Source organism: Klebsiella sp. 141198 (assembly GCF_050600785.1).
GTDB lineage: Bacteria > Pseudomonadota > Gammaproteobacteria > Enterobacterales > Enterobacteriaceae > Klebsiella > Klebsiella aerogenes.
The window spans coordinates 62,814-88,970 of record NZ_JAQIRM010000002.1 but is presented as its reverse complement, the minus strand read 5'-3'; the positions used below and the strand labels follow the sequence as shown (position 1 = coordinate 88,970).

The 26,157-nt window shown below is 52.9% G+C and carries 24 protein-coding genes and 1 pseudogene; 13 read left to right on the top strand and 12 right to left on the bottom strand.

Annotated features, from left to right (window positions below; all coding sequences use genetic code 11):
* The first annotated feature begins 88 nt into the window (after positions 1–88).
* From cysB to acnA, 3 genes are all read left to right on the top strand, one after another.
* Complete coding sequence (gene cysB, locus PGR10_RS05760; RefSeq protein ID WP_015705738.1) at positions 89–1,063, top strand: HTH-type transcriptional regulator CysB; 975 nt, start codon at positions 89–91, stop codon at positions 1,061–1,063.
* A gap of 244 nt (positions 1,064–1,307) precedes the next feature.
* Complete coding sequence (locus PGR10_RS05755; RefSeq protein ID WP_072056445.1) at positions 1,308–1,466, top strand: YmiA family putative membrane protein; 159 nt, start codon at positions 1,308–1,310, stop codon at positions 1,464–1,466.
* 380 nt (positions 1,467–1,846) lie between these two features.
* The gene (gene acnA, locus PGR10_RS05750) at positions 1,847–4,519 is read left to right on the top strand and encodes an aconitate hydratase AcnA (RefSeq protein ID WP_430923153.1); all 2,673 of its coding nucleotides are present in this window, start codon (positions 1,847–1,849) and stop codon (positions 4,517–4,519) included.
* Positions 4,520–4,565: 46 nt separating this feature from the next.
* Here acnA and ribA read toward each other — a convergent pair whose 3' ends face one another.
* On the bottom strand, positions 4,566–5,156 hold the full coding sequence (ribA, locus tag PGR10_RS05745) for a GTP cyclohydrolase II (protein WP_015366227.1): 591 nt from the start codon (positions 5,154–5,156) through the stop codon (positions 4,566–4,568).
* A 163-nt stretch (positions 5,157–5,319) separates the two neighbouring features.
* Between ribA and pgpB the strand changes: the two genes are divergently transcribed.
* The 5 genes from pgpB (at position 5,320) to yciH (ending at position 8,963) form a co-directional block, all read left to right on the top strand.
* A complete protein-coding gene (gene pgpB, locus PGR10_RS05740; RefSeq protein ID WP_087859376.1) occupies positions 5,320–6,078 on the top strand; it encodes a phosphatidylglycerophosphatase B in 759 nt (252 codons plus the stop codon).
* 142 nt (positions 6,079–6,220) lie between these two features.
* On the top strand, positions 6,221–6,529 hold the full coding sequence (locus PGR10_RS05735) for a LapA family protein (RefSeq protein ID WP_045374686.1): 309 nt from the start codon (positions 6,221–6,223) through the stop codon (positions 6,527–6,529).
* A gap of 6 nt (positions 6,530–6,535) precedes the next feature.
* Complete coding sequence (lapB, locus tag PGR10_RS05730; protein ID WP_087859378.1) at positions 6,536–7,705, top strand: lipopolysaccharide assembly protein LapB; 1,170 nt, start codon at positions 6,536–6,538, stop codon at positions 7,703–7,705.
* A gap of 194 nt (positions 7,706–7,899) precedes the next feature.
* Positions 7,900–8,637 carry an orotidine-5'-phosphate decarboxylase gene (gene pyrF, locus PGR10_RS05725; protein WP_045393148.1) on the top strand — a complete coding sequence of 246 codons (738 nt, stop codon included), beginning with the start codon at positions 7,900–7,902 and terminating at the stop codon, positions 8,635–8,637.
* Positions 8,637–8,963, top strand: a complete 327-nt coding sequence (gene yciH, locus PGR10_RS05720) for a stress response translation initiation inhibitor YciH (RefSeq protein ID WP_015705734.1) — start codon at positions 8,637–8,639, stop codon at positions 8,961–8,963. The genes pyrF and yciH overlap by 1 nt, the downstream gene beginning before the upstream one ends.
* A 113-nt stretch (positions 8,964–9,076) precedes the next feature.
* Here the strand turns inward: yciH and osmB are convergent, their stop codons facing one another.
* The 7 genes from osmB to PGR10_RS05685 all read right to left on the bottom strand — a co-directional run bounded on the left by osmB (position 9,077) and on the right by PGR10_RS05685 (position 15,656).
* Positions 9,077–9,295: an osmotically-inducible lipoprotein OsmB gene (gene osmB / locus PGR10_RS05715; protein WP_032688354.1), complete on the bottom strand. Its 219-nt coding sequence runs from the start codon at positions 9,293–9,295 to the stop codon at positions 9,077–9,079.
* Positions 9,296–9,562: 267 nt separating this feature from the next.
* Complete coding sequence (locus tag PGR10_RS05710; RefSeq protein ID WP_087859379.1) at positions 9,563–10,312, bottom strand: DNA-binding transcriptional regulator YciT; 750 nt, start codon at positions 10,310–10,312, stop codon at positions 9,563–9,565.
* Positions 10,313–10,382: 70 nt separating this feature from the next.
* Positions 10,383–10,565, bottom strand: coding sequence for a hypothetical protein (locus tag PGR10_RS05705; RefSeq protein WP_015366235.1), 183 nt, complete (start codon positions 10,563–10,565; stop codon positions 10,383–10,385).
* 149 nt (positions 10,566–10,714) lie between these two features.
* A complete protein-coding gene (locus PGR10_RS05700; protein ID WP_113373659.1) occupies positions 10,715–12,649 on the bottom strand; it encodes an exoribonuclease II in 1,935 nt (644 codons plus the stop codon).
* Positions 12,650–12,730: 81 nt separating this feature from the next.
* Entirely contained in the window at positions 12,731–13,891 is a 1,161-nt protein-coding gene (locus PGR10_RS05695) for a CMD domain-containing protein (RefSeq protein WP_213794813.1), read from the bottom strand.
* Between the two features lie 191 nt (positions 13,892–14,082).
* Positions 14,083–14,871 (bottom strand): enoyl-ACP reductase FabI, encoded by a 789-nt coding sequence (fabI, locus tag PGR10_RS05690; protein WP_061154898.1) that lies wholly within the window; start codon positions 14,869–14,871, stop codon positions 14,083–14,085.
* Positions 14,872–15,113: 242 nt separating this feature from the next.
* Positions 15,114–15,656 (bottom strand): HutD/Ves family protein, encoded by a 543-nt coding sequence (locus PGR10_RS05685; protein ID WP_087859382.1) that lies wholly within the window; start codon positions 15,654–15,656, stop codon positions 15,114–15,116.
* Between the two features lie 198 nt (positions 15,657–15,854).
* On the opposite strand from PGR10_RS05685, the gene PGR10_RS05680 reads away from it, so the two are divergent.
* Positions 15,855–17,285: a purine-cytosine permease family protein gene (locus PGR10_RS05680; RefSeq protein ID WP_113373661.1), complete on the top strand. Its 1,431-nt coding sequence runs from the start codon at positions 15,855–15,857 to the stop codon at positions 17,283–17,285.
* Between the two features lie 44 nt (positions 17,286–17,329).
* On the opposite strand, the gene sapF is transcribed toward PGR10_RS05680, so the two are convergent.
* From sapF to sapC, 3 genes are read right to left on the bottom strand one after another with little or no spacing between them, the layout of a single operon-like run.
* Positions 17,330–18,139, bottom strand: coding sequence for a peptide ABC transporter ATP-binding protein SapF (gene sapF, locus PGR10_RS05675; RefSeq protein ID WP_047044986.1), 810 nt, complete (start codon positions 18,137–18,139; stop codon positions 17,330–17,332).
* 1 nt (position 18,140) lies between these two features.
* Positions 18,141–19,133: a putrescine export ABC transporter ATP-binding protein SapD gene (sapD, locus tag PGR10_RS05670; RefSeq protein ID WP_015366243.1), complete on the bottom strand. Its 993-nt coding sequence runs from the start codon at positions 19,131–19,133 to the stop codon at positions 18,141–18,143.
* Positions 19,133–20,023: a putrescine export ABC transporter permease SapC gene (sapC, locus tag PGR10_RS05665; RefSeq protein WP_015366244.1), complete on the bottom strand. Its 891-nt coding sequence runs from the start codon at positions 20,021–20,023 to the stop codon at positions 19,133–19,135. Before sapC ends, sapD begins: the two co-directional genes overlap by 1 nt.
* Positions 20,024–20,169: 146 nt before the next feature.
* Here sapC and PGR10_RS05660 point away from each other — a divergent pair.
* Positions 20,170–20,405: pseudogene (locus tag PGR10_RS05660) on the top strand (Arm DNA-binding domain-containing protein); the annotation flags it as partial.
* Positions 20,406–20,629: 224 nt separating this feature from the next.
* Here PGR10_RS05660 and PGR10_RS05655 read toward each other — a convergent pair.
* The gene (locus PGR10_RS05655) at positions 20,630–22,618 is read right to left on the bottom strand and encodes a sigma-54-dependent Fis family transcriptional regulator (RefSeq protein ID WP_430923152.1); all 1,989 of its coding nucleotides are present in this window, start codon (positions 22,616–22,618) and stop codon (positions 20,630–20,632) included.
* A 203-nt stretch (positions 22,619–22,821) separates the two neighbouring features.
* Between PGR10_RS05655 and PGR10_RS05650 the strand changes: the two genes are divergently transcribed.
* From PGR10_RS05650 to PGR10_RS05640, 3 genes are read left to right on the top strand one after another with little or no spacing between them, the layout of a single operon-like run.
* Positions 22,822–24,273 (top strand): sugar porter family MFS transporter, encoded by a 1,452-nt coding sequence (locus PGR10_RS05650; RefSeq protein WP_430923151.1) that lies wholly within the window; start codon positions 22,822–22,824, stop codon positions 24,271–24,273.
* Between the two features lie 32 nt (positions 24,274–24,305).
* A complete protein-coding gene (locus PGR10_RS05645) occupies positions 24,306–25,313 on the top strand; it encodes a Gfo/Idh/MocA family oxidoreductase (RefSeq protein ID WP_430923150.1) in 1,008 nt (335 codons plus the stop codon).
* Positions 25,314–25,323: 10 nt separating this feature from the next.
* Positions 25,324–26,103 carry a TIM barrel protein gene (locus tag PGR10_RS05640; protein ID WP_430923149.1) on the top strand — a complete coding sequence of 260 codons (780 nt, stop codon included), beginning with the start codon at positions 25,324–25,326 and terminating at the stop codon, positions 26,101–26,103.
* The last annotated feature ends 54 nt before the right edge of the window (positions 26,104–26,157 follow it).

Sequence of the window (26,157 nt, the reverse complement as noted above, 5' to 3'; positions counted from 1 at the left end):
AATGTCTGGCGTTTTGCCGCCGGCAGACAGCAGTCTGAACGTAATGGGTATTAAGCGGATTCATTTGACGCGTTTACGGATATCAGCCATGAAACTACAGCAACTCCGCTACATCGTTGAGGTTGTTAACCATAACCTGAATGTCTCCTCTACCGCCGAAGGCTTGTATACTTCGCAGCCTGGCATCAGCAAGCAGGTGCGCATGCTGGAAGATGAGTTGGGAATTCAGATATTTGCCCGCAGCGGTAAGCATTTAACTCAGGTCACTCCAGCCGGGCAGGAAATTATTCGCATCGCGCGCGAAGTGCTGTCCAAAGTTGAGGCTATTAAATCCGTGGCAGGGGAGCACACTTGGCCGGATAAAGGCTCATTGTACGTTGCCACCACCCACACGCAGGCGCGTTATGCGCTGCCTGGGGTGATTAAGGGCTTTATTGAGCGTTATCCTCGGGTTTCTTTGCATATGCATCAGGGATCGCCGACGCAGATTGCAGAAGCGGTTTCTAAGGGCAATGCTGACTTTGCGATTGCTACCGAAGCGCTGCATCTGTACGACGATTTGGTGATGCTGCCGTGCTACCACTGGAACCGTTCCATTGTGGTGACCCCGGATCACCCGCTCGCTTCTAAAGGTTCGGTGACCATTGAAGAGCTCGCGCAGTACCCGCTGGTGACTTATACCTTCGGCTTCACCGGGCGTTCCGAGCTGGATACGGCGTTTAATCGCGCCGGGCTCACTCCGCGTATCGTCTTCACGGCGACTGATGCCGATGTTATCAAAACCTATGTGCGTTTAGGGCTTGGCGTTGGGGTCATTGCCAGCATGGCGGTCGATCCGGTGTCCGATCCGGACCTGGTAAAACTTGATGCCAATGGTATTTTCAGCCATAGCACCACCAAGATAGGCTTCCGCCGAAGCACTTTCCTCAGAAGTTATATGTATGATTTTATTCAGCGTTTTGCGCCGCATCTGACGCGGGATGTGGTAGATACGGCCGTGGCGCTACGTTCGAATGAGGATATAGAGGCGATGTTCAAAGATATTAAACTGCCGGAAAAATAATCGTATCGATAAATGGCATTTCCTCTGGGGAGTGCCATTTTCTATTATGGACCTTATCAGAACTTATAAACCTCGTTGTAATCACATTTCTGCGGATTTTACCTCATCCCTTTTCCATTATACCCGCTGCGATCAAAATAACGGTTAAAAGCCTTTTAGCTATTCCTGAATTAGCTGGATCTATTTTATATATCTTATTAAGATTTATCTGTACCTGATGATTTTAGCAATTGGTGGTGATGAAATGATAAACAATATCGATTATGCAAAGCTCGCGATGTCGTACGAACGTCATAAAGCGGAAATCGATCCAACGCTGCGCAGTCAGGTTTGGGGCTCGCTACTGATGGGGCTTAGCGCTTTCTGGTGCATCGTTGCATTATTCATCTGGATTATTAGCTAAAGCAGTTTATCAGAGAAGGTTATATTTCACTTTTGTGACAAAAGGAGGTTGGTAAAATTAGCACCCGGAATTGTGGAACACGGTGGAAGAAATTATTTTCCGACTTATCAGCTTTAAATGTTAATCCATCCTGAGCTAATCATTGCATATCGGTGATTAGCTCTTTTTCTATTCCCGCTTAGTGAACAGGTTCGGAACTTACTCACCCTCATCAAATATATCCGTGCTGTAATACTATTCTCGTCAAAATTTCTGAACTGTACGGTTTTGTCAATTTTAGCAATTTGAGTTGTTATCAAAGTGTTATGCCAAGTTTGTGTTATCTTTAATAAAGACCCTGAGGAGTTCAGGGCATGTATCCCTGTGATAAAGGAGGAGCTATGTCGTCAACACTACGAGCAGCCAGTAAGGATACGCTACAGGTCAAAGACAAAACCTACCATTACTACAGCCTGGCGCTGGCCGCTAAACACCTGGGCGATCTCACCCGACTGCCCAAATCTCTCAAAGTTCTGCTTGAAAACCTCCTGCGCTGGCAGGACGGCGACTCGGTGACGGAGCAAGACATTCAGGCGCTGGCCGGTTGGCTGGCGACAGCGCACGCCGACCGCGAAATTGCCTACCGACCGGCACGCGTGCTGATGCAGGATTTCACCGGGGTACCGGCGGTGGTGGATTTAGCCGCTATGCGCGAAGCGGTAAAACGCCTGGGCGGCGATACCGCGAAGGTGAACCCGCTCTCTCCGGTTGACCTGGTCATCGACCACTCGGTGACGGTAGACCGTTTTGGTAATGAAAACGCTTTTGAAGACAACGTGCGTTTTGAAATGGAACGGAACCACGAGCGTTATGCATTCCTGCGCTGGGGGCAGCAGGCCTTCAGCCGCTTTAGCGTCGTGCCGCCGGGAACCGGGATCTGCCACCAGGTAAACCTTGAATATCTTGGCCGTGCCGTCTGGAGCGAACTGCAGAATGGCGAATGGGTGGCTTACCCGGATACGCTGGTGGGTACCGATTCGCACACCACCATGATCAACGGTCTCGGCGTATTAGGGTGGGGCGTAGGCGGGATTGAAGCGGAAGCCGCGATGCTTGGTCAGCCGGTATCCATGCTCATTCCCGATGTCGTTGGTTTCAAACTGACCGGGAAACTACGTGAAGGGATCACCGCGACCGATCTGGTGCTGACAGTGACCCAGATGCTGCGCAAACATGGGGTCGTTGGCAAGTTCGTAGAATTCTACGGCGACGGCCTTGACTCGTTACCGCTGGCCGACCGGGCGACCATTGCGAATATGTCGCCGGAATATGGCGCGACCTGCGGATTCTTCCCGATCGATGCAGTGACTCTCAGCTATATGCGCCTCAGCGGACGCAGCGAAGAGCAGGTGGCGTTGGTTGAAGCGTATGCCAAAGCGCAGGGCATGTGGCGCCAGACGGGCGATGAGCCGGTCTTTACCAGCACCCTGGCGCTGGATATGGGGACGGTTGAGGCCAGCCTCGCCGGGCCGAAACGGCCGCAGGACCGCGTCGCGTTGGGCGATGTGCCGAAAGCGTTTGCCGCCAGCAACGAACTGGAAGTGAATCAAACGCAAAAATCGCGTCAACCGGTTGATTACACTCTCGATGGGCAACGCTATTCGCTGCCGGAAGGCGCGGTGGCGATTGCGGCAATCACCTCCTGCACCAACACCTCCAACCCAAGCGTGTTGATGGCCGCCGGCCTGCTGGCGAAGAACGCGGTTGAGCGCGGCCTTAAACCTCAGCCGTGGGTAAAAGCTTCGCTGGCGCCGGGTTCGAAAGTGGTTTCCGATTATCTGGCGCATGCGGGGTTGACGCCTTATCTTGATGAGTTGGGCTTTAACCTCGTTGGCTACGGTTGTACAACCTGTATCGGTAACTCCGGGCCGCTGCCGGAACCTATCGAAGAGGCAATCAAAAAAGGAGACCTGACCGTGGGGGCGGTACTCTCCGGCAACCGCAACTTCGAAGGTCGTATCCATCCGCTGGTGAAAACCAACTGGCTGGCGTCGCCTCCGCTGGTCGTAGCCTATGCGCTGGCCGGCAATATGAACATCGATCTGACCCGCGAACCGCTTGGGGTTGGTAAAGACGGTAAGCCGGTGTTCCTGAAAGATATCTGGCCGAGCGGCGAGGAGATTGCTCGCGCTGTGCAGCAGGTTTCTACCGAGATGTTCCGTAAAGAGTATGCCGAAGTCTTTGAAGGTACCGAGGAGTGGAAAGCGATTCAGGTTGAGCGTTCCGATACCTATCGCTGGCAGGATGACTCTACCTATATTCGCCTGTCGCCATTCTTTGATGAGATGGGGGTTGAGCCGAAACCGGTGGAAGATATTCATGGCGCTCGGATCCTGGCGATGCTTGGTGATTCCGTCACCACCGACCATATTTCCCCGGCAGGAAGTATCAAGGCTGACAGCCCGGCAGGACGCTACTTGCAGGAGCACGGCGTGGCGCGCGGCGATTTCAACTCTTATGGTTCGCGACGCGGTAACCATGAAGTCATGATGCGCGGCACCTTTGCTAATATTCGTATCCGTAACGAAATGGTGCCAGGTGTAGAAGGGGGGATGACGCGTCATTTGCCGGACACGCAGCCTATCGCCATCTACGATGCGGCTATGCTGTACAAAGCCGAAGGTACGCCTCTGGCGGTAATCGCCGGTAAAGAATATGGCTCAGGCTCCAGCCGCGACTGGGCGGCAAAAGGGCCGCGTCTGTTGGGCGTGCGGGTGGTCATTGCCGAGTCCTTCGAACGTATTCACCGCTCCAACCTTATCGGCATGGGGATATTACCGCTGGAGTTTCCACAAGGCGTGACGCGTAAAACGCTACAGTTGACCGGCGAAGAGCGGATTGATATCAGCAACCTGCAGGCGCTGCATCCCGCGGCACAGGTTCCAGTCACGATTACCCGCGCCGATGGACAGCAGGAGGTCATTCAGTGTCGCTGTCGTATTGATACCGCGACTGAGCTGACTTACTATCAGAACGACGGCATTCTGCATTATGTGATTCGTAATATGCTGTAAAAGAAAGGGCCAGCGAATGCTGGCCCTGATTCATTCTGGAACTGAATTATTTATTCAGCAGATGCCCCATCTTGGCAGCCTTGGTATCGAGATAGTGTTCGTTTTTCGGGTTACGCCCGACGATGAGCGGCACGCGTTCGACGATATTGATCCCCGCCTCGGTAAGAATTTCGACTTTCTTCGGGTTGTTAGTCAACAGGCGAACCTGCTCGACGCCGAGCAGCTTGAACATGTCGGCGCACAGCGTAAAGTCGCGCTCATCGGCGGCAAAACCAAGCTGGTGGTTGGCTTCGACGGTATCGTAGCCTTGATCCTGTAGCGCGTAGGCGCGAATTTTATTCAGTAAACCGATATTTCGGCCTTCCTGACGATGATAAAGCAGGATCCCGCGTCCCTCTTCAGCGATGTGCGACAGCGCCGCTTCCAGCTGAAAACCGCAATCACAACGCAGACTAAAAAGGGCATCGCCCGTCAGACATTCTGAGTGTACGCGAGCCAGTACCGGGGCTTGCCCCGAAATATCGCCATACACCAGCGCGACATGATCCTGCCCGGTTGCCAGTTCTTCAAAGCCCACCATCAGGAAATCGCCCCAGGGGGTTGGCAGTTTGGCTTCTGCCACACGTTTAAGCTGCATGTGATTCTCCAGATTCTGACAGCACCTGAATGTGCTTTCTGTTTACTACTATTTTGCCACAACGCCGCGACGTTCTCCTAATTACCAACGACCGCCTGCGCGGAAAGCGCACAAACGATCTACTTTCCGTTATGATATTCAGAAGGAAAGAGAAGGAGATACGATGCTGTTAATTGCCAAAAGGACCGCCATCGGGGCGGCGCTATTGCTTGTTATGCCCGTTATGGTCTGGCTCTCCGGCTGGCAGTGGCAGCCAGGTCAAGCCCCGGCCATGTTGAAAATGTGGTACTGGGTGACTGAAACCGTCACCCAACCGTGGGGAATCATTACCCACGTAGCGCTATTTGGCTGGTTTTTGTGGTGTTTACGTTTTCGTCTGCGCGAAGCGCTGGTGCTGTTTCTCATTCTCGGCGCTGCTATCCTGGCAGGACAGGGGCTAAAATCCTGGATCAAAGAACGGGTGCAGGAACCACGGCCGTTTGTGATTTGGTTAGAAAGAACCCAGCAGGTTCCGGTGGCGCAATTCTATGAGTTAAAACGTAAAGAACGCGCTAAACTGGTGCATGAGCAATTGGCTGAACAACAGACAATACCGGGGTTCTTGCGTAAACACTGGCAAAAAGAGACCGGTTTTGCCTTTCCGTCCGGCCATACCATGTTTGCCGCCAGCTGGGCGCTGCTGGGCGTCGGGCTGTTGTGGCCGCGTCGGCGCTGGGTGACTATCGGTGTGCTGTTAGGATGGGCGACGGCGGTCATGGGCAGCCGCCTGGCGTTGGGCATGCACTGGCCGCAGGATCTTATCGTGGCGACCAGCCTTTCGTGGCTGCTGGTTACCGCGGCGACCTGGCTCACGCAGCGTTTTTGCGGCCCGTTAACCCCGCCTGTCGAAGAGGCGACGGATATCAAAAAACGCGCAACCTGACGCTGTTTATGTTGATTTTCGCGACACCCGGCCGCATATCATGACGGGTGTCATGCTTTTCCATTTCACCACTGCGGTGAAAATGATACTTTATAGGGCTTGAACGCGTTTTACTCGCGCAACCCACAGAACGGGAAGTCATGTGAAATATTTACTTATTTTCTTACTGGTGTTAGCTATCTTCGTCATCTCTGTGACGCTGGGTGCGCAAAATGACCAACTTGTCACGTTCAACTATTTGCTCGCGCAGGGTGAATTCCGCATCTCCACGTTGCTGGCGGTGTTATTTGCTGCCGGGTTTGCGATTGGCTGGCTGATTTGCGGCCTGTTCTGGTTACGGGTACGAGTATCGCTGGCCCGCGCCGAGCGTAAAATTAAACGCCTGGAGCAGCAGATCGCGCCAGTGACCGTAGCGCCTGCTGATGCCGGCGTCCCTGCGGTCAAGGAATAACCGTCTATGCTGGAGTTGTTGTTTCTGCTTCTTCCCGTTGCCGCAGCCTATGGATGGTATATGGGGCGCAGGAGCGCACAACAGTCCAAACAGGACGATGCTAATCGCCTGTCGCGCGATTATGTCGCTGGGGTCAACTTCCTGCTGAGCAACCAGCAGGATAAAGCCGTGGATCTGTTCCTTGATATGTTGAAAGAGGACACCGGCACCGTTGAAGCCCACCTGACGCTTGGCAACCTGTTTCGTTCTCGCGGCGAAGTTGACCGCGCTATCCGCATTCACCAAAGCCTGATGGAGAGCGCCTCGCTCACCTACGACCAACGCCTGCTCGCCGTCCAGCAGTTGGGCCGTGATTACATGGCCGCGGGCCTGTACGATCGCGCGGAAGATATGTTCAAGCAGTTGGTAGATGAAACCGACTTCCGCCTGGGCGCGCTACAACAACTGCTGCAAATTTACCAGTTAACCAGCGATTGGCAGTCCGCTATTGAAGTTGCCGAACGGCTGGTAAAATTGGGCAAAGAAAAGCATCGCAGCGATATCGCCAACTTCTGGTGTGAGCTGGCGCTGCAGCAGATGGCCAGTAACGATCTCGATAAAGCAATGACGCTGCTAAAAAAAGGCGCGTCGGCGGACCGCAACAGCGCCCGCGTCTCGATTATGATGGGGCGCGTGTGGATGGAAAAAGGCGACTACGCGAAAGCGGTAGAAAGCCTGGAACGGGTGATTGGCCAGGATAAAGAACTGGTTGGTGAAACCCTGGAAATGCTGCAAACCTGTTATCAGCAGTTGGGTAAGCATGAGGAGTGGGAAGCGTTCCTGCGCCGCTGTGTAGAAGAGAACACCGGGGCGACCGCGGAGCTTATGCTGGCGCAAATTATCGAGCAGCAGGAAGGCGCCGAGGCCGCGCAGAGCTATGTGACTCGCCAGTTGGAACGCCACCCGACGATGCGCGTATTCCACAAACTGATGGACTACCATCTTAATGAGGCGGAAGAAGGGCGCGCGAAGGCGAGCCTGGGGGTTCTGCGCAATATGGTTGGCGAGCAGGTGCGGAGCAAACCGCGTTACCGCTGCCAGAAATGCGGTTTTACTTCTCACACCCTGTACTGGCACTGCCCGTCCTGCCGTTCTTGGGCGACTATCAAGCCGATTCGTGGCCTTGATGGCCAGTAACTTCTAAAAAAAACCTGACTTTAGTTACAACATACTTGTCTTGGTTTTAGCGTATCCATTTCTGCAGCCGCGTGCCCGCTTTTGTCTGTAGACGGGCAAAACCAGCCTGTCATTTTCCCCACTTCGCAGGTAGAATGCTGCCCGTTTACCTTTTTTGCGCCCTGGCGGCGCTCATCCACAATTAAGGTCCGGTCATGACGTCTACTGCTAGCTCTTCTCCTCGCGTTATCACATCCTCTCCCGTCGTTGTTGCGCTTGATTATGATAACCGTGACAAGGCGTTAGCCTTTGTTGATCGAATCGATCCGCGCGACTGCCGGTTAAAGGTAGGTAAGGAGATGTTCACGCTGCTGGGGCCGCAATTTGTTCGCGACCTGCATCAGCGCGGCTTTGAAGTGTTCCTTGACCTGAAATTCCACGATATCCCGAACACCACCGCACGCGCGGTCGCCGCAGCCGCGGAGCTTGGCGTATGGATGGTGAACGTTCACGCCTCCGGCGGCGCGCGCATGATGACGGCTGCCCGCGAGGCGTTATTACCGTTCGGAAAAGAGGCGCCGCTACTGATTGCGGTCACCGTATTGACCAGCATGGAAGCCAGCGATTTGCAAGACCTTGGCATCACGCTTTCACCTGCCGATCATGCTGCTAAACTGGCGGCGCTAACCAAACGCTGTGGTCTCGATGGCGTAGTTTGTTCCGCGCAGGAGGCCGTCCGCTTTAAACAAGAGTTAGGACAAGAATTTAAGTTAGTTACCCCGGGGATCCGCCCCACAGGCAGCGATGCGGGCGACCAACGCCGGATTATGACTCCGGAACAGGCGCAGCAGGCGGGGGTTGATTACATGGTGATCGGCCGGCCGGTTACCCAGTCTGCCGATCCGGCTGCAACGCTTGCGGCTATCAACGCGTCGCTGAAATTGGAGGCGTAATGAGCGATTCTAACAGCCGCCTGGTTTACTCTACCGATAGCGGGCGTATTGAAGAGCCGAAAGCGGCGCCGCAACGTGCGAAAGGCGATGGTATCGTGCGCATTCAACGCCAGACCAGCGGGCGCAAAGGGAAGGGCGTCTGCTTGATTACCGGCATCGATCTCGATGACGATGCGCTGGCGAAGCTGGCCGCGGAGCTGAAAAAGAAATGCGGCTGCGGCGGTTCACTGAAAGATGGAGTGATTGAAATTCAGGGTGATAAACGCGACTTGCTGAAATCACTGCTGGAAGCTAAAGGGATGAAAGTAAAATTAGCGGGTGGCTAAGATAATTTCTACGAAATAAACAACAAGGCCACGGTAAATACCGTGGCCTTAATTATTGGTAGATGCGTGAGTCAGTAACTACGAAATTATTATTAATTTAATACGCGGGGTGGTTATTTACCAACCTGGTGGCCAATGATGCCGCCAACCGCTGCGCCGCCCAGGGTACCCAGGGTGCTGCCGTCGGTTAATACCGCGCCGCCCAGTGCGCCAGCGCCTGCGCCGATTGCGGTATTACGGTCGCGTTTAGACCAGTTGGAACAAGCGCTCAGGGACATTACTACAGTAACCGCCAGTACGGCCGCAGCCATTTTTTTGCTCATTGAAGTCATCATTTTATTCTCCTGAATAATCTATTCATGGATACACCTTCCTTTAAGCATAGCAACTGGCTATGACTTAAGGGTTATTCCATGAAACTTAAGTTGCGCAGGTGTTGCTCTAATCACGCAGGTGATAGTCACTTCCTGTTATATCGCTAATAATAATTCTACTTATTTTAAAATTTAACGTCAGGTAAAAAATCTTAATTGCGGGTCAGAATACTCTCAGACGCAGAAAGGCTGCCAACGCCATTCTACGGGCGCTGGCGGAAGCGATCAGGCGGGGTCGACTATATCGAGCGTTAAACCGCTCCCGGAGAGCTGCCGGCGGATAGTTTCGCTCAGGTTGTTGTCGGTTATGACGCGATTGAAACGGGCAATCGGGCCCAGTGGATAAGGATGCACGACGCTGAACTTCGAACTGTCGCTGAGTACGATAGCCTCGCACTGCTTTTCCAGCACCGCGTTGACCACATCGGCGCGCATCATGTCGCGGCCGGTAAAGCCGGTTTCGGTCTGCCAGCCGTCAACGCCGATAAACGCCTTGCTGAAGTGCACCTGCTGGATGCATTGACGGGTTAATGGGCCAACCATGCTTTCACTGCGCTTCTGATAAATACCGCCCAGCAGGATGACCTCGCCCGGCGTTTCCTTGAGTAAATGTGCGATATAGCTGCTAACGGTGATGATAGTGATATCACCGCGTTCCGCCAACGTGCGGGCCAGAAGGGCGTTTGAGCTGCCATTTTCGATGAACACCGTCTCTCCGGCTGCCACCAGCGACGCGGCGCGCGCGGCGAGTTCACGCTTAATGGCAAAGTTGGTCATCATGCGGGTTTCGACGTCTTCGCTATCAAGCGGTACCGCAAAGCCGTGGGTGCGGCGCAGATAGCTTTGTTTTTCCAGCGAATTCAGATCCTGACGAATAGTGACTTCGGAGACACCGGTCATCCTGGCCAGATCGGCAACGCTCATGCGGCCTTTATCAATGACCATTTGTAAAATACTTTGTTGTCGGGCGTTCATAGCTACATCACAGTTAGAGGTCTATACGGCGTCCAGCAGGCCTTAAGGCGTGCTGGGGGACAGGAATCAATCAGATTTCCCACGGCGCTTTTGATTGCCCTGAATCCTTCTCTGGCTCGTCGTGAGACAATGCCTGCAGTTCGGCTTTGAGGATCTCCAGATTATGGATCGCCGAGTGATAATCTCCGGCAACCAGAATATCCAGCACGGTATCGATACGTTGGGCGAGCAGGCGGGCATTCAGATCAGACATAGCATTATCCTGGTTACAAAAATGAATGAAATCAATGATGCAAAAAACGGTTGCAAAAGAGAAGCGAAAAAAACGCACATCCTTGCGCAGCTGGCGATATTCACTCAAAACGAGAAATGCATGGCCCCTGGGCAGGGGCCATAAAAGCGTTACGCCGCCGGACGGGCGATGACGCTGCGGGTTTCCATACGAACTTCAGCGATAGTCACGTCGATAACATCGGTGACTTTATAAACCACTTCACCTTTAATCTGTACGGTTCCGTTCTCCTGGCTGCAGACCAGTTCATCGCGCACCGCGTGCAGGAAAGGTGCCGGAATAAAGGCGACAGCGCCGTTATCGACCAGGCGCACGCGCATGCCGCCGCGGCTGACATCAATGATTTCTGCCGCGTAGCGGGTATCGGTTCCGGCTTTATCGTTGAGGAAGCGAGCATACAGCCAATCTGCGACGTCACGTTCCGCCATACGGTTCAGACGACGACGTTCCGCCATCTGCACGGTGATATCATCCTGCGGGCGACCAATGGTCTCGCCTTTAATGATGGCCTTTAACAGACGGTGGTTGATCATATCGCCGTATTTACGGATTGGCGAAGTCCAGGTGGCGTAAGCTTCCAGGCCAAGGCCGAAGTGCGGGCCCGGCTCGGTACTGATCTCCGCGAACGACTGGAAGCGACGGATGCGGCTATCGAGGAAACCTGAAGGCTGAGCATCCAGTTCGCGGCGCAGTTTACAGAAACCGTCCAGTGTCAGGACTTCCAGCGGATCGACGTGTACATCGTGCGTTTTCAGCAGCGCGGCCAGTTGCTCGGTGTTAGCTGGGTCGAAACCGGTATGCACGTTATAGACGCCAAAGCCCAGGTTATCGCGCAGCACGCGTGCCGCGCAGATATTAGCGGCAATCATTGACTCTTCAACAATGCGGTTGGCGATGCGGCGCGGTTCGGCAACGATATCCAGCACTTCACCTTTCTCACCCAACACGAAGCGATAATCAGGGCGGTCTTTGAACACCAGGGCGTGGGTTTGACGCCATTCGCTGCGGCGCAGGCAGACTTCCTGCAGCAGTTTGATTTGCTGCGCGATAGCGTCATCAGCAGGCTGCCATGAGCCGATATTTTCCAGCCAGTTGGAGACGTCGTCATAAGCCAGTTTGGCTTTAGATTCGATGGTCGCGGCGAAGAATTCGATATTATCTTCAATAGCGCCGTCAGCCGCCAGAGTCATGCGGCAGGCGAGTACCGGACGCACTTCGTTGGCGCGCAGCGAGCACAAATCGTCAGACAGTTCGCGCGGCAGCATCGGGATATTAAAGCCCGGCAGATAGTTGGTGAAGGCGCGAATTTTCGCCGCGTTGTCCAGTTTGCTGCCCTCGGCAATCCACGCTGTCGGATCGGCGATAGCGACGGTCAGCAGAAGTTTACCGTCGTCGGCGCGCTCTACAAACAGCGCGTCGTCCATATCTTCGGTGCTGGCGCTGTCGATGGTTACAAACTCAAGCGCCGTCAAATCGCGACGTTCCAGTCCTTCATCGAGCATCTCGGTGGCAACGCCATTCGGCGCTTCTTTTTCCAGGTTATGACGCGCCAGCGTCACCCACCACGGCACGAAATGATCGTCGCTAAAGGTGATGAATTGCGTTAATTCGGCATAGAAACCGCGGTCGCCTTTCAGCGGATGGCGACGCATTTCAGCCACCGCCCAGTCACCCTGTTTGAAATCGTGTTCTACGCCACGCGCGGCGCGGCAAGGGATGGCGTCTTTCAGCAGCGGATGATCAGGAACAATAGACAGACGATCGTCTTTTTTCTGCACTTTGCCGACAAAACGGGTCAGGAAAGGCTCAACCAGCTCTTCCGGCTCGGCGCTTTCACGTTCTTTTTCCGTATGGACCACAGCGATAATACGATCGCCATGCATCACTTTTTTCATTTGCGGCGGCGGAATGAAGTAGCTTTTCTGCGAGTCGACTTCGAGGAAGCCAAAACCTTTTTCCGTACCTTTAACGACCCCTTCAACGCGCGGGGTCTGGGAATGCAATTGCTGTTTAAGCTGCGCTAGCAGCGGGTTGTCCTGAAACATAATTAGGTTTTTTCGTGGCTAAAAGAGCGGCTGACATTTTTACGCGAATATGCCTGCCTCAGCAAGCGCTGTTTCAGCATTTTACGTCGCTTGACGTACCTCGCCGAGGGCGACTTTAAGCCGATTCAGCCAGCCGCACAGGCCGCACCACGCCAGCAGATCGATAGCCTCAACGCGGGAAAGCCCATATTCAGTGAGGGGAGTTAGCTGCGCGGCGCTAAAACGGTCCGGCGCACGAGTCAATAGCTGCGCCGCCTGCAGGAAAACGTGTTCCAAAGAATGGCTTTGCGCCCAGTGCTGAATCATTCGTTCATCGCCGCGCAATGCCTGCAACAATCCGTTGTCACCTGTCCAGCGCGCGGCCCAGGCGTTAAAACAGCTGACGCTGCCGTTGATTCGCGCCGCCAGCAATGCCGCCATTGCGCTTAAGGGCTGCGCAGAGTTATCCAGTTGATTCAGCAGTTGATGCAGCAGTGCCAACGCGCCTTCATCCGTTGCCAGAAGGGGGGCGAGAGGCTGCAGGCCGGGATGACGGTGCCATGCGGCGAGCCTGGCTTGCCTGTCATCATTGGCGTAACGCAGGTCGGCATCATCGATATCCAGTGACCACTCTCCGGTAACATCAGTAAAGCGTTCTGCCGGGGCATCATCCTGCTGCGGCATACCTGGAAGCCAGCGTACCGGCTGGCCGAGCGCGGCCTGAAATGCGGCCACCGCGCGGGCCTGAAAACCCACGAAGCCAATAATTTGGTTAATTAACACAATATCGCGGCTGGTCAGTCCTACCTCATCAAGCTGACGGCGGGAGACCTCGTTGATAACAGAAGGGGAACTGGCTAACTGGCGGGCGTACTGGGTTATCTGCGCCAGCCGGTGATTACTCTCTCGTGAAGAGTCTGGGCCCGGTAACGGCGCCAGACGCGCGGCGTAGTGGTTACACAAGCGCTGTACGCCGTAGACCTGAGCGACGGTCAGGGCCGTGCTGAGACGGTCGTAGGCATTAAAGGTTTGTAATCGGGTGACCGTGACGCTGTCCGGGAAAAGTACCTTTGCCAACTGACGCGCGGGCGCCAGCCAGCCTTCATGAGGGTGGCTAAGATCGGCTGCGAGTGGCAGATCGAGCAAAAAACGGTCATCAACGTCAGCGGCCTCCGGGACCAGAGGAAGAACCTCGACCGGGCTATTGGTTGACTGGGTCTCGTGATACCAGTGGTTTTTGCCATACACGCGGCGTTGCTCCATGGGCGTTCCTTGTTCGGTAGGTGGCGAACCGCCGTTTCGCGGTACCTCTTTGCACAACTATCCTGGCGTAACCCTGAAGCAGGAGAAAATATTGATACGTACTAATAAATAGCGGATTGGAATAACAGAAGAGAAGCGTAAGCAGAGAAGGGAGAGAGATCCTCCTCACCGGGGTGAGGAGGATAGGGAACTTATTTCAGTTCCAGTTCGTTCATCGCAGCGATGCTGAAACCGCCGTCAACGTGAACGACTTCACCGGAGATGCCCGCAGACAGGTTAGAGCACAGGAAGGCCGCGCTGTTGCCGACGTCTTCGATGGTGACGGTGCGACGGATCGGGGTGACCGCTTCGCAGTGCGCCAGCATTTTACGGAAATCTTTGATACCGGATGCCGCCAGGGTGCGGATCGGACCCGCAGAGATGGCGTTAACACGAATACCTTCCGGACCCATCGCGTTCGCCATATAGCGGACGTTGGCTTCCAGAGACGCTTTTGCCAGACCCATAACGTTATAGTTCGGGATCGCGCGCTCAGCGCCCAGATAGGAAAGGGTCAGCAGCGCGGAGTCCGGGTTCAGCATTGAGCGGCAGGCTTTTGCCATCGCCACGAAGCTGTAGGCGCTGATGTCGTGGGCGATTTTGAAACCTTCGCGGGTGACGGCATTAACATAGTCGCCATCTAACTGGTCAGCTGGCGCATAACCGATAGAGTGCACGAAACCATCAAATTTCGGCCATACTTTTTCAAGTTCAGTGAACAGCGCGGTGATGCTTTCGTCTTCAGCCACGTCGCACGGCAGCACAATGTTAGAACCCAACGCAGCAGCAAACTCTTCTACGCGGCCTTTCAGTTTTTCGTTCTGATAGGTGAATGCCAGTTCAGCCCCTTCACGGTGCATTGCTTGCGCAATACCGTAGGCGATGGACAGTTTACTGGCCACGCCAGTGATCAGAATGCGCTTACCGGAAAGAAAACCCATAGCTTTAATCCTTATCGTTATTGCTTATTTTTACTCTAACAATCAAACGGTTAACGTTGTTATTTCAAAATAACTCAAATTTAGCCAGGAATTATATCCCACTGAAGACCCCTTGTGTCACGATTTTTTGTGCCGCCTATCGCAACGCAGCGCGTAAGGACAAATGCGCTCACTCCAGTATATCACCGGATAATCACTACGTTTTACCGTGAGATCACGACGCGTTACCGATATTTCTGCGGTTAACGGCGCACGATCGTGGTGAGTAACAGTAGGGCGTCTGTCGTGAGCGGCGCGAGTTCGCCCGGCGCTTGCTGATGCCAGAAAATACCCGATTGCGCTTCACATTGCCGTTCACCAAGTTGCCAGCGACCCTGTAATACCCACGCGACGCCTTCGTCGCCGGGAGTCTGTACATCGTTCACGACCCGAACCTCGGCGGCGGCGCGACTGCGCTGGGTCATGATATTAAAGTCGAGACCGCGCTCGCGGATCCCTTCGCTACGCAGCGGCCACTCGCCGGCAAAAGCCCAGGGTTGCCACAGCGCTAAAGGGTAATCGATAGCTTCGCCTTTCAGGCGCAGCGGCTGCCCGGTCAGTAGGGTAATGACACGATCGACGCCGGGAAAGCAGGAAAACGGACCATCATTTTGTAGGGTGGCAATGCTGGCTCGCCACAAAAAAGGGGCATCAGGAGAAGGTACACAGACTATCTCACGGGTCTCGCCAGCGCCATTTTTCCAGGGTGTGACGGGCAGAGTGGATAGTTGGACGGGAACGATCATGAGCGGTACACCTCGTTAAGCTCTGCCTGCGCAGGCGTTAATCAACGTTATTGTTATGGTTTTGTTACTTTTTGCAATACAAAGAATTTACATATTCATCACAAAAATAGGATGCGTGCGGTGCGGGCAGTTGTCAATGCTTGTATATACAGGATCGGTCAGATGGGGAGTCAATGAAATAATAATAGCGAGGTACCTATGTCTTCTTTTTCGTCTACAGACGGGCAACCAAAAAGTAATGAGGCAGGATTAAAGGAAACGCGGTCGATTGATTACATTCCCGAACGCGAGAGGCATGGGCATCCGTTTAGCCAGTTTACTCTGTGGTTTGGCGGCAACCTGCAAATTACCGCTATTGTCACCGGCGCTTTAGCCGTGGTGCTGGGCGGCGACGTGGTGTGGTCGCTGATAGGCCTTCTTCTTGGACAGGTGTTGGGGGCGGCGGTGATGTCGCTGCATGCCCTGCAGGGACCGCGGCTGGGTTTGCCGCAGATGATAATCAGCCGCGCCCAGTTTGGCGTCTTTGGCGCGGTAGTGCCGCTGGTACTGGTCTGCGTCATGTATGTTGGCTTCTCCGCCAGCGGTACCGTACTGGCCGGGCAGGCGATGGCAAAACTGTTAAGTATCAGCAACGTTGCCGGCATGCTGCTATTCAGCGCGATTATTATTGTTATTGCGGTACTGGGTTATAAGGTGATTCATAAGCTGGGTAAACTGGCGAGCATTATCGGCATTCTGGCTTTTGTTTATATGTTCGTTACGCTACTGATGTCGGCGGATCTCACGGCCCTGGCGCAAAATAACCATTTCTCCCTGCCGATGTTCCTGCTGGCCGTGTCGCTGTCATCGTCGTGGCAAATCGCGTTCTGCCCGTATGTGTCCGACTATTCGCGCTACCTGCCACGCAATGTATCGGCAACGAAAACGTTCTGCTCGGTATTTTTCGGTACCGTATTAGGAACCCAGACATCCATGACGCTAGGGGTATTTACCGCCGCGATTGCCGGCAGCGCTTTCCCCGGTCATGAAGTGAGTTATCTGGTGGGATTGGGTAAAAGCCAGGTGATGGCGATGGTCATCTACTTTGCTATTTGCTTTGGCAAAATCACCTTCACGACGCTTAACGCCTACGGCAGTTTTATGTCTCTGACCACCATTGTTTCCGGTTTCCGTCGCCAGACGGCATTGTCGCAGAAATGCCGTGTCGCTTTCGTCGTCCTGATGGTCGCGGCTTCGTGTATTATCGCGCTGCTCAGTGAGCCAGCTTTCTTAAAACACTTCACCCATTTCCTGTTATTCCTGCTGGCTTTTTTCGTTCCCTGGAGCGCCATCAGTCTGACCGATTACTACATTATCTCTAAAGGCGCGGTCGATATTCCGGCGCTTAGCGACCCGCATCAGCGCTATGGTTTCTGGAATCTGTATGCCATTACCATTTATATCATTGGCGTGCTTATTCAACTGCCGTTTATTGAGAACCCGCTGTTCCATGGTTCGCTGACGTGGATATTCGCCGGCAATGATGTGTCATGGATTATCGGCTGGGTAGGTACAGGATGGTTGTATTTTGCGCTGCGCCGCTTTGACCGCCGACCATTACCGGCGCAGAGCGTGTTCCCGCAGTCATAAAGGGTAGGGGCGGCTATTATGCCGCCCCTGAAGGAAAGTTAACGCTATTTGCCATCTTTTCGCCAGGCGTCGGCAGTCAGCGCTTCGCCAAAATGGCCGGCGATCAGCCGCTTGGTCAGATCATGCAGAGGCGAGGCCAGTACATCAGCAGTGCTTCCGCGCTCAACCACTTCGCCCTCATGCATCACCAGCACCTGATCGCTGATGTGCTTCATCATCCCCAGATGCTGAGTTACGTAGATGTAGGATATTCCCTGTTTTTCCTGTAGTTCCAGCATCAGGTTGATTAGCTGCGAGCGCATTGACATATCCAACGAGGCCAGCGCCTCATCGCAGATAATCACTTTCGGACGCAGGATCAAGGCACGAGCAAGACCCAGGCGTTGTTTTTGCCCAGGCGCCAGCATATGCGGATAGTAGCTGACGTGGTCAGGTAGCAGACCCACCATGCGCATCGTCTCGATAATCTGCTTTTCCCGGGCTTCTGGTTCAAGATCGGTATTGAGGCGCAGCGGGAAATCGAGGATCTGCGAAATACGCTGACGCGGGTTAAGCGAGGTCGAGGGATCCTGAAAAATCATACGAATACGCTGGCTGCGGAATGAGTAGTCGCCAAACTCCAGCGGATGGTCGTCAATCAACAGTTCACCGGTGGTTGGCTCAACCATCCCGGCCAGCATTTTGGCCAGCGTTGATTTACCGGAGCCGTTTTCACCAATAATTGCCAGCGTCTGACGCTCGCGCAGGGTAAAGCTCAGCGGCTTCACCGCCTCTACCGTCTGACGGTGGAACCAGCCGGTACGATAGCGAAAGGTCTTACTCAGATTGCGAACTTCCAGCAATGTTTCGACCATTTCACTCTTTCTCCATGTTCAGCGGGAAATGACAGGCGTACAGATGATTACGCGCGCCGGTCAAACGCGGCGTGACGATACACTCGCGTTGCGCATAGGGACAGCGCGGCCCCAGCCGACAGCCGATCGGCAGTTGTTCCAACAGCGGAATGGCGCCGGGCAGGGTATTCAGCCTGCTTTTATGCGGCATTGAGCTGCCGAAGTCCGGGATCGCGCGAATCAGCGCTTGAGTGTAGGGGTGATGAGGGATGGTCACCAGCTCTTCGCTCGGCGCGGTTTCCACCGTCTGCCCGCAATACATGACGTTAATTTTATCCGCCCATTTGCTGAGCATTTGCATATCGTGACTGATCAGCAAAATAGTGGTGTTGTTGTTCTGGTTGAGCCGGGTCAGCAGGCGAATAATCTGCGCCTGAGTAGTCGGTTCCATGGCATTAGTGGGTTCATCAGCAATCAGCAAGCGCGGCTGGTTGGCAAGCGCGATGGCGATCATAACCTTCTGACATTCGCCGTCGGTCAGTTCGTAGGGGAAGCTGCGCATAATATCTTTGTGATCTTTAATCCCCACCCGGTGCAGCAGTTCGATGGCGCGGCGCTTGCGCCAGCCAAAGCGTTGCCACCAGTGGCCTTTAAAGGTCCAGCCGGGGATATTTTGCATCAACTGCAGCCCAATACGCTCGGAAGGATCGAGACAGGATTGCGGCTCCTGGAAGATCATCGATACGTTGTGGCCAATCAGTTTGCGGCGCTCGCGGTTAGACAGGCGCAGCAGATCGATATCATCAAAACGCATACGGTCGGCGGTGACCCGCCAGTTATCTTTAGTGACGCCGCAAATCGCCTTGGCGATTAAGCTTTTGCCGGAACCTGATTCCCCCACCAGACCACGGACTTCACCTTCAGCCAGCGTCAGGCTGACCCTATCGACGGCCTTTACCCAGCCTTCGTTGGTTTTAAACTCAATGGTGAGATTACGTATATCCAGTAACGGCATTATTGGACCCCGGCAATAATTGCGCGGCGAATACCGTCGCCCAGCAGATTAATGAGCAGTACGCTTATCATAATGGCCGCCCCCGGCAACATGACCGTCCAGGGAGCGACGTAAATCAGTTCCAGCGCGTCGCCGAGCATGGCGCCCCATTCCGGAGAGGGTAGCTGGGCGCCGAGGTCGAGAAAACCGAGCGCGGCAATGTCGAGGATCGCCATCGACAGCGCGCGGGTAATTTCGGTGACCAGCCCGGCGGTAATATTAGGCAGAACCGCAAACCAGAGAATATTGAGCGTGGAAGCGCCGTCGAGGCGGGCGGCAATCACATACTCTTTTTCCAGTTCATCGTGCACCATGCTGTAGACCGAACGCACCATGCGCGGCAGCAGAGCCAGCCAGACGGCGAACATCGCATGGCTAAGATGCGGTCCGGCGAAAGCGACGACGATAATCGCCAGCAGCAGCGACGGAATCGATAGCAGGGTGTCGAGAATATGGTTCATTACCGCTGAACGTAAACCATGGGTGGAACCAGCAATCACGCCAAGCACCAGGCCGAACAGCGCGGCGCCGAGCGTGACCACAAAGGCGCCGCCGACGGTCGGCGCCGCGCCGCTGAGTAGTCGACTCAATACGTCGCGGCCAAGGTCGTCGGTGCCGAGGAAGAACGACACTTCACCGTAGCGCGACCATGAGGGCGGCAGCAGCTGGTAGCCAAGGAACTGCTGATCGATGCCATAGGGCGCGAACCAGCCGCCGAATACGCATAGCAGCACCAGCGCGCCGCAGCCGTATAAACCAATCATCGCGGTGGTATCGCCGTAGAACTTACGCCATACGGTGCGCAATGCGCCCGGCGGGCGCTTTTCGAGATAGACGCTATCGTAGGGCATATGAATCCGTTTTAAGTTTGTTAGTCATGCTTTATGTCTTTTCAATAATCCCGCTAGTACCAACGCTTTGCCAGCATGGAACGTTTAACTTTTGTGTGTTCTGCATTGATCAGAAGGTTATCTACTTCCGCAAAATCTGTGTGTTGATGTGTATATCTTCTTCCGGGAGGTACACATTGCTTACCGACACAAAATTAAGAAAAGCTTATGGCAAAAAAGAGACCAAATCGCAGTCATTTCAGACGCACATGGTCTGATTGTCAGGTTGTCTACACTCGGCAGTATAACATTGTTTTACCGCTACAGATGGAACGGGAAAGCCGCTCAGCTAACGATTGGTGATTATCCGACCACCTCCATAGCTTTTGCCCGGGAACGTAGATAGCGGTTCAGGGGTTGGTTAACAGAAAGGCTTGATCCGAGACGGCAGGTCGTTGTGGAGTAGCAGAAAAAGCACTAATTCGAGCAAAATATGCGCCGGTAGTCCGGAAACTGGACCGGTTTGGGCGCAGCGTGCGTGAGTTCATAACCATGGTATACGGCATGATATGCCGATTTACTTAAAGTGAGTTGAGTAAGGAGATCCTCTAAAATTTGAATAAATATTCAACACTCAGGATTGAGTTTTCGATATTCATTTGCCTCAATATCGTAACGCTTTAATTTATTGTAAAGTGCACCACGTGAGAGATTAAGTGCGATAGCAACCTGCCTCAGATTACCTTTTTTCTCCATCAGGCAACGTTCAATAATCATTTTTTCGCTATCTTTAAGGTTATAGTTTTTTGTGCGTGCATCATGTAGAGCCAGGGCGCCAGAAATGGAAGTCTGTAATTCCTCGGGTAGGTCTTTATCAGTTATTACACCATTTTCAGTGAGGTTAATTGTTCGTTCGACGATGTTCTCTAGTTCTCTCACATTACCTGGCCAGTCGTAGTTTTCCATAAGACTGAGAGCTGAATCTGAAAATTTCACGCGGTTTCGATTGAGTGCTCGACAGATTTTTTCACAAAACCATTCTACAAGCTCTTTTAGGTCTTCTTTTCTTGCTCTTAATGGCGGAATGGGCAAGCTAATAACATTAAGTCTGAAATAGAGGTCACGGCGAAATGATCCATGATCGATATCTTTTTTCAGATCCCGGTTGGTCGCCGCAATAATTCTGACGTTAACCTTCATCGGGCGTTTGCCCCCAATACGCAACACTTCACCTTCTTGCAAGACTCTCAAAAGGCTGGCCTGCGCTTCAAGTGGCATATCGCCTATTTCATCCAGAAATAGTGTACCACCATCAGCAAGCTCGAATTTCCCCGCTGCGCCACCCCGTTTAGAACCTGTATATGCGCCATCCTCATAGCCAAATAATTCACTCTGTACGAGATCTCGGGGAATAGCACCACAATTAACCGCGAGAAACGGTCCTGAATTACGATGACTACCGTTATGAATTGACTGAGCAAAAAGCTCTTTTCCTGTTCCGCTTTCGCCAGTTAGAAGGACTGTACTATCACTTCGCCCGACGGTTCGGGCCTTATTACGTGTATCCTGCATCACACGTGACTCACCGAGAATCATATCGAAGTTGTAGATGGCGTTACTACCAATAACACGATGAGCCATATCGCGTACGCGTCGATTGTCACGCATCGAAATCACCCGACCACCTTCAGGCGTGATGACAACAGAGATCACACATGAAATACGGGAATCAGATGCGGGGCAGAACGTAATATTACGATCTTTGCTGGCTGGCAAATCTTTTACTGAACATCCTTCTGGGCATAATACTTCGTCAACATCGCGATAAAGGACATCTTCCTGAATACCTAATACGTTACGGGCATAGCAATTTAACTGACGAATTAATCCCAGCTCGCTGATAACCAAAACCCCTTCATTAAGTGATTCCATCACCGACTCCTGCTCATTAACCAAACGACGCAGAATAAGTTGCTGGGATATCGCTTCTGCGGCAGCCTGAACGGTGCCTAACGTATGGTAATGGAAACAATCCGGATTAGCAGTAAGGGTCAGAATGCCAAGCATTGCACCGTTTTCATCTCTGATGGGAGCAGCCGCGCAATGTTTGCCTCGTACGCGTAGCGCTTCTTTATAGTTCTCAGAGCTCAGTAAATAGACCAGCCTGTTCTCTTTAAGACACCGCCCAGTACAGTTTGTACCTTGTACCGTCTCGCAAAGAATACTACCGATCGGCGTCAAGTCCTGGCCACAATAATGCAGGGTCACGCCGTTAGCATCTGTCAGGTTAATATGCCCATCGGGGTTGTAGGCAAGCAGGTTACGCATGATCTCACGAGCGATGGAAATCAGTAGTGAATTTCGCGCCATGATTCTGCGCAGTTCTCCCTGTTCGCAAAATTGATATTCGAAGTTATAAGCATCTATGCCATCGGTATGGCTGCGTAGCCATGAAGCATGAATAACAGAGCGTAGTCCTTCCGGTTTTTCCCCCTTTTCGAAGTCTGCCCAGGCTCTATTCAGCTCATCGGTGTAGTGAGCAAAACCTTGTTCATGGTTAAGCCGGGCGATCCGCTCGCATTCTTCATCCCAGATATCACTAATGCTTTGGCTCATCTATTTCATTCTCGATTTAATTTAATGTGTTCATTCTATATACATGTTGTGTCATTGTGTCTTTTTTATGAACACATTGTGATCGTTATCTATTTTTATTTCTTTATGAAACATCGAGATGTGTTTTGGCACGTCTGTTGCTATTAGAACTGTGTCTCCCTACAAAGACATAAACTATAAAAACCAATATGGAGTAAAATGAAATGTCTATACGAAAGCACAACGTGCCTTACCTCATATTTATATGTGCCATCGCATCTATCAGCGGGATCATCCTCGGTTACGATGCTTCCGTTATTTCTGGCGTCATAGATCCGCTTACTGAACATTTGTCTCTCTCACCTGCGGAAAGCGGATGGGCAGTGTCAAACGTCATTCTGGGTTGTATTGCGGGGGCTTGGGGGGTTGGACGTTTCACCGACCGTTTTGGCCGCAAAGCAACCTTGATCGTCACCGCTATTCTGTTCACCATTTCAGCTATCGGGTCGGCATTAGCCAATGATCTTACCTGGTTCGTTGTCTACCGCATGATTGGCGGATTGGCAGTGGGCATGGCATCAGCTGTAACCCCCCTCTATATCGCGGAAGTATCCCCGAAAGACCTTCGCGGGCGGATGCTGGGAATGCAGCAGATGCTGATGGTAGGGGGCCAATTAGTGGTTTATATCGTAAATTACCTGATTGCCAGAGGAATGGCGCATGAATGGGTGGTGTCTATGGGCTGGCGTTGGATGCTGGCATCTGCCCTCATTCCCTGCGTGCTATTCCTTGTAATGGCTTTCTTTATGCCGGAATCGCCACGCTGGTATGCGATGCGCAACCAGAAAGAAAAGTCACTCAAGGTACTGACCTCGCTGTCCAACTCAGGACATGCCGAGCGCTTATATGCTGAAATTCGTACCTCCATCGCCACCGATTCTGCTTTGCAGAGTACACCAACATCTCATGGCATTCTGCGGGATAAAAAATCGTCTTACATCCTGTGGATAGGCTGCGCTATCGCCGTATTACAGCAGGTTTCCGGCATCAATATCCTGATGTACTTTGCGCCCTCACTTCTACAAAACGTTACCGGAAACACACAGGATTCCCTCTTTCAGAGTATTTTTCTCGGCCTCGCACTATTGGCTGGTGTGAGTATTGCGCTGGTGGCCTTTGACCGCGTCGGACGAATCCCGTTGCTGCGCTGGGGGGCATTGGGCTGTGCCGCATTCCTGTTATTCACCTCATGGGCCTTTATGAGTGAAGCAAAAGGGTATCTTCCGGTCGTCGGCTTAGTCGGATTTATTTTTGTGTTTGGTATGTCCTGGAGCCTCGGAGCCTGGTTGCTGATTTCTGAGATCTTCCCTAATCGCATGCGTGCCGTTGCCATGGGTTATGCGTTTTGCTCCCTGTGGATTTCGAACTTCATCGTTACTCAGAGCTTCCCGATGATGAACCGTAATCCTGTATTGATGGAGCACTTCCATGGGGCTTTCCCTCTGCTGTTATGCAGCGGATTCAGCATTATCGCTTTCTGGTTTGTTGGACGTTTCCTGCCGGAAACCAAAGGTGTTTCGCTGGAACATATAGAACCGTTAATGCTTTCAAAATCCCGTCGTTTTGGCGGCGTGCAGGCGATGCTCGTCACGCCAAAATCTGTTTCGCAAAAATAATTAACCAATACCCTATATCTAAGGAGAATGAGATGTCAGTTAAAAACATTGTACGCATCGGTCTTATTGGCGCAGGTCGTATGGGCAGCTTTCATGGTGAAACAGTTGCTCAACGCGTACCGGGCGCAACTCTGATTGCCGTTGCCGACCCGGTACCGGGTGCCGCCGAGAAACTGGCCGCCAGATTGGGTGCAAAAAAATCGTATACCGATCCACAGGATCTGCTGAACGATCCTGAAATCGATGCCGTTGTGATCGCATCTCCTGCGCGTACCCACGCTGAACTGGTCGTCGCCGCAGCCAAAGCGGGCAAAGGTGTATTTTGTGAGAAGCCTATGGCTGTCACCCTGGAAGATGCAGATAAAGCCATTAATGCGGCTAAAACAACTGGAGTTGCTCTACAGGTAGGTTTCAACCGTCGATTCGTGAGTGGTTTTGCTGCAGCGTATGAAGAGATAAAAGCAGGAAAAATTGGCGTGCCACAACTGTTGCGCTCAACGACTCGCGATCCTGGTTTGGGCGATCCTACGCCAATCCCACACTGGACCATTTTCCTTGAAACACTGATCCACGATTTTGACATCCTGCTGCACCTTAATCCGGGGGCGAAACCCACCCGCGTTTATGCGGTTGCCGATGCATTAGTGCGCCCCGATTTTAAAGATCGTGGTCTGCTGGATACTGCTGTTGTGAATATTTGCTTCGACAATGGCGCGTTCGCCACTGCTGAAGCAAACTTCCAGGCAGTGTATGGCTATGACGTTCGTGGTGAGGTCTTCGGTAGTAAAGGGATGTTACAGGCAGGAAATATCAATGTGAACAACTGCGTGCGTTATACCGCAGACGGTATATCCATTGACACAGCGCGTCGTGATACCGACCTGCTTCATGATGCCTATGTTGCCGAAGTGACCGACTTCGTACGTTGCGTTGCAACGGGCGCCACCCCGAAAGCGACCGGTGAAGATGCGCGTAACGCATTGGAAGTCGCGCTGGCATGTATCGCATCAGTTCAACAGTCTCAGCCGATTAAGCTCTAAGGATTAAAACATGTCTAATTACTCACTGTCGGTCTGTGCTGAAATGGTATTCCTGGATCTGCCATTCATTGAGCGCGTTGAACGCATTCACGCCATGGGTTTTGGCGTGGAGATATGGGACTGGACCCAAAAAGATATTGATGCGCTGGTGAAAACCGGTGCTCGCTTTACCTCAATGACAGGCTACATCTCTGGCAACCTGACCGATGATGAAGAAATTGATCATCTGCTTTCCAGCGCAAGTCAGTCACTTGAGGCCGCTCGCCGCCTTAGCTGCCCGTCTCTCAACTTGCACGGCACAGGACTGAACAATGTTGGTCTGCCGGTGAAGCCAGTTGAAATTGTAACGGGTGAAATGTGGCTGAAAGCCAAGAGGACGCTGGATGCCCTTGCCGCTATGGGGGAGAAAGCAGGTAAGGTATTCACTTTGGAAAACCTGAACACGGCCGTTGATCATCCGGGAACACCTTTCGCTAAAGCAGAGGACACAATGGCCCTGGTGAGTGCGGTGAACAGCCCATATCTGAAAATGAATCTGGATATTTATCACGCGCAGATCGGTGAAGGTAACCTGGTCGAGCTTATCCGCAAATGTGAGAAACATATCGGTGAAATTCAGATTGCCGATGTTCCTGGTCGTAAGGAGCCGGGCACCGGTGAGATTAACTATAAGGCTGTAGCCCGCGCGTTGAAAGGGATTAACTATCAAGGTGTGGTCGCAATGGAAGGTTGGGCATCGGGTGATTCTGTCATCGCGCTTGAAGCTTTCCGCGAAGCGTTCACGCTATAAGAGTCAACATCCTTAGGGGCTCATTTTGCATCGCTTCTAAACAGCTCAGGAAGC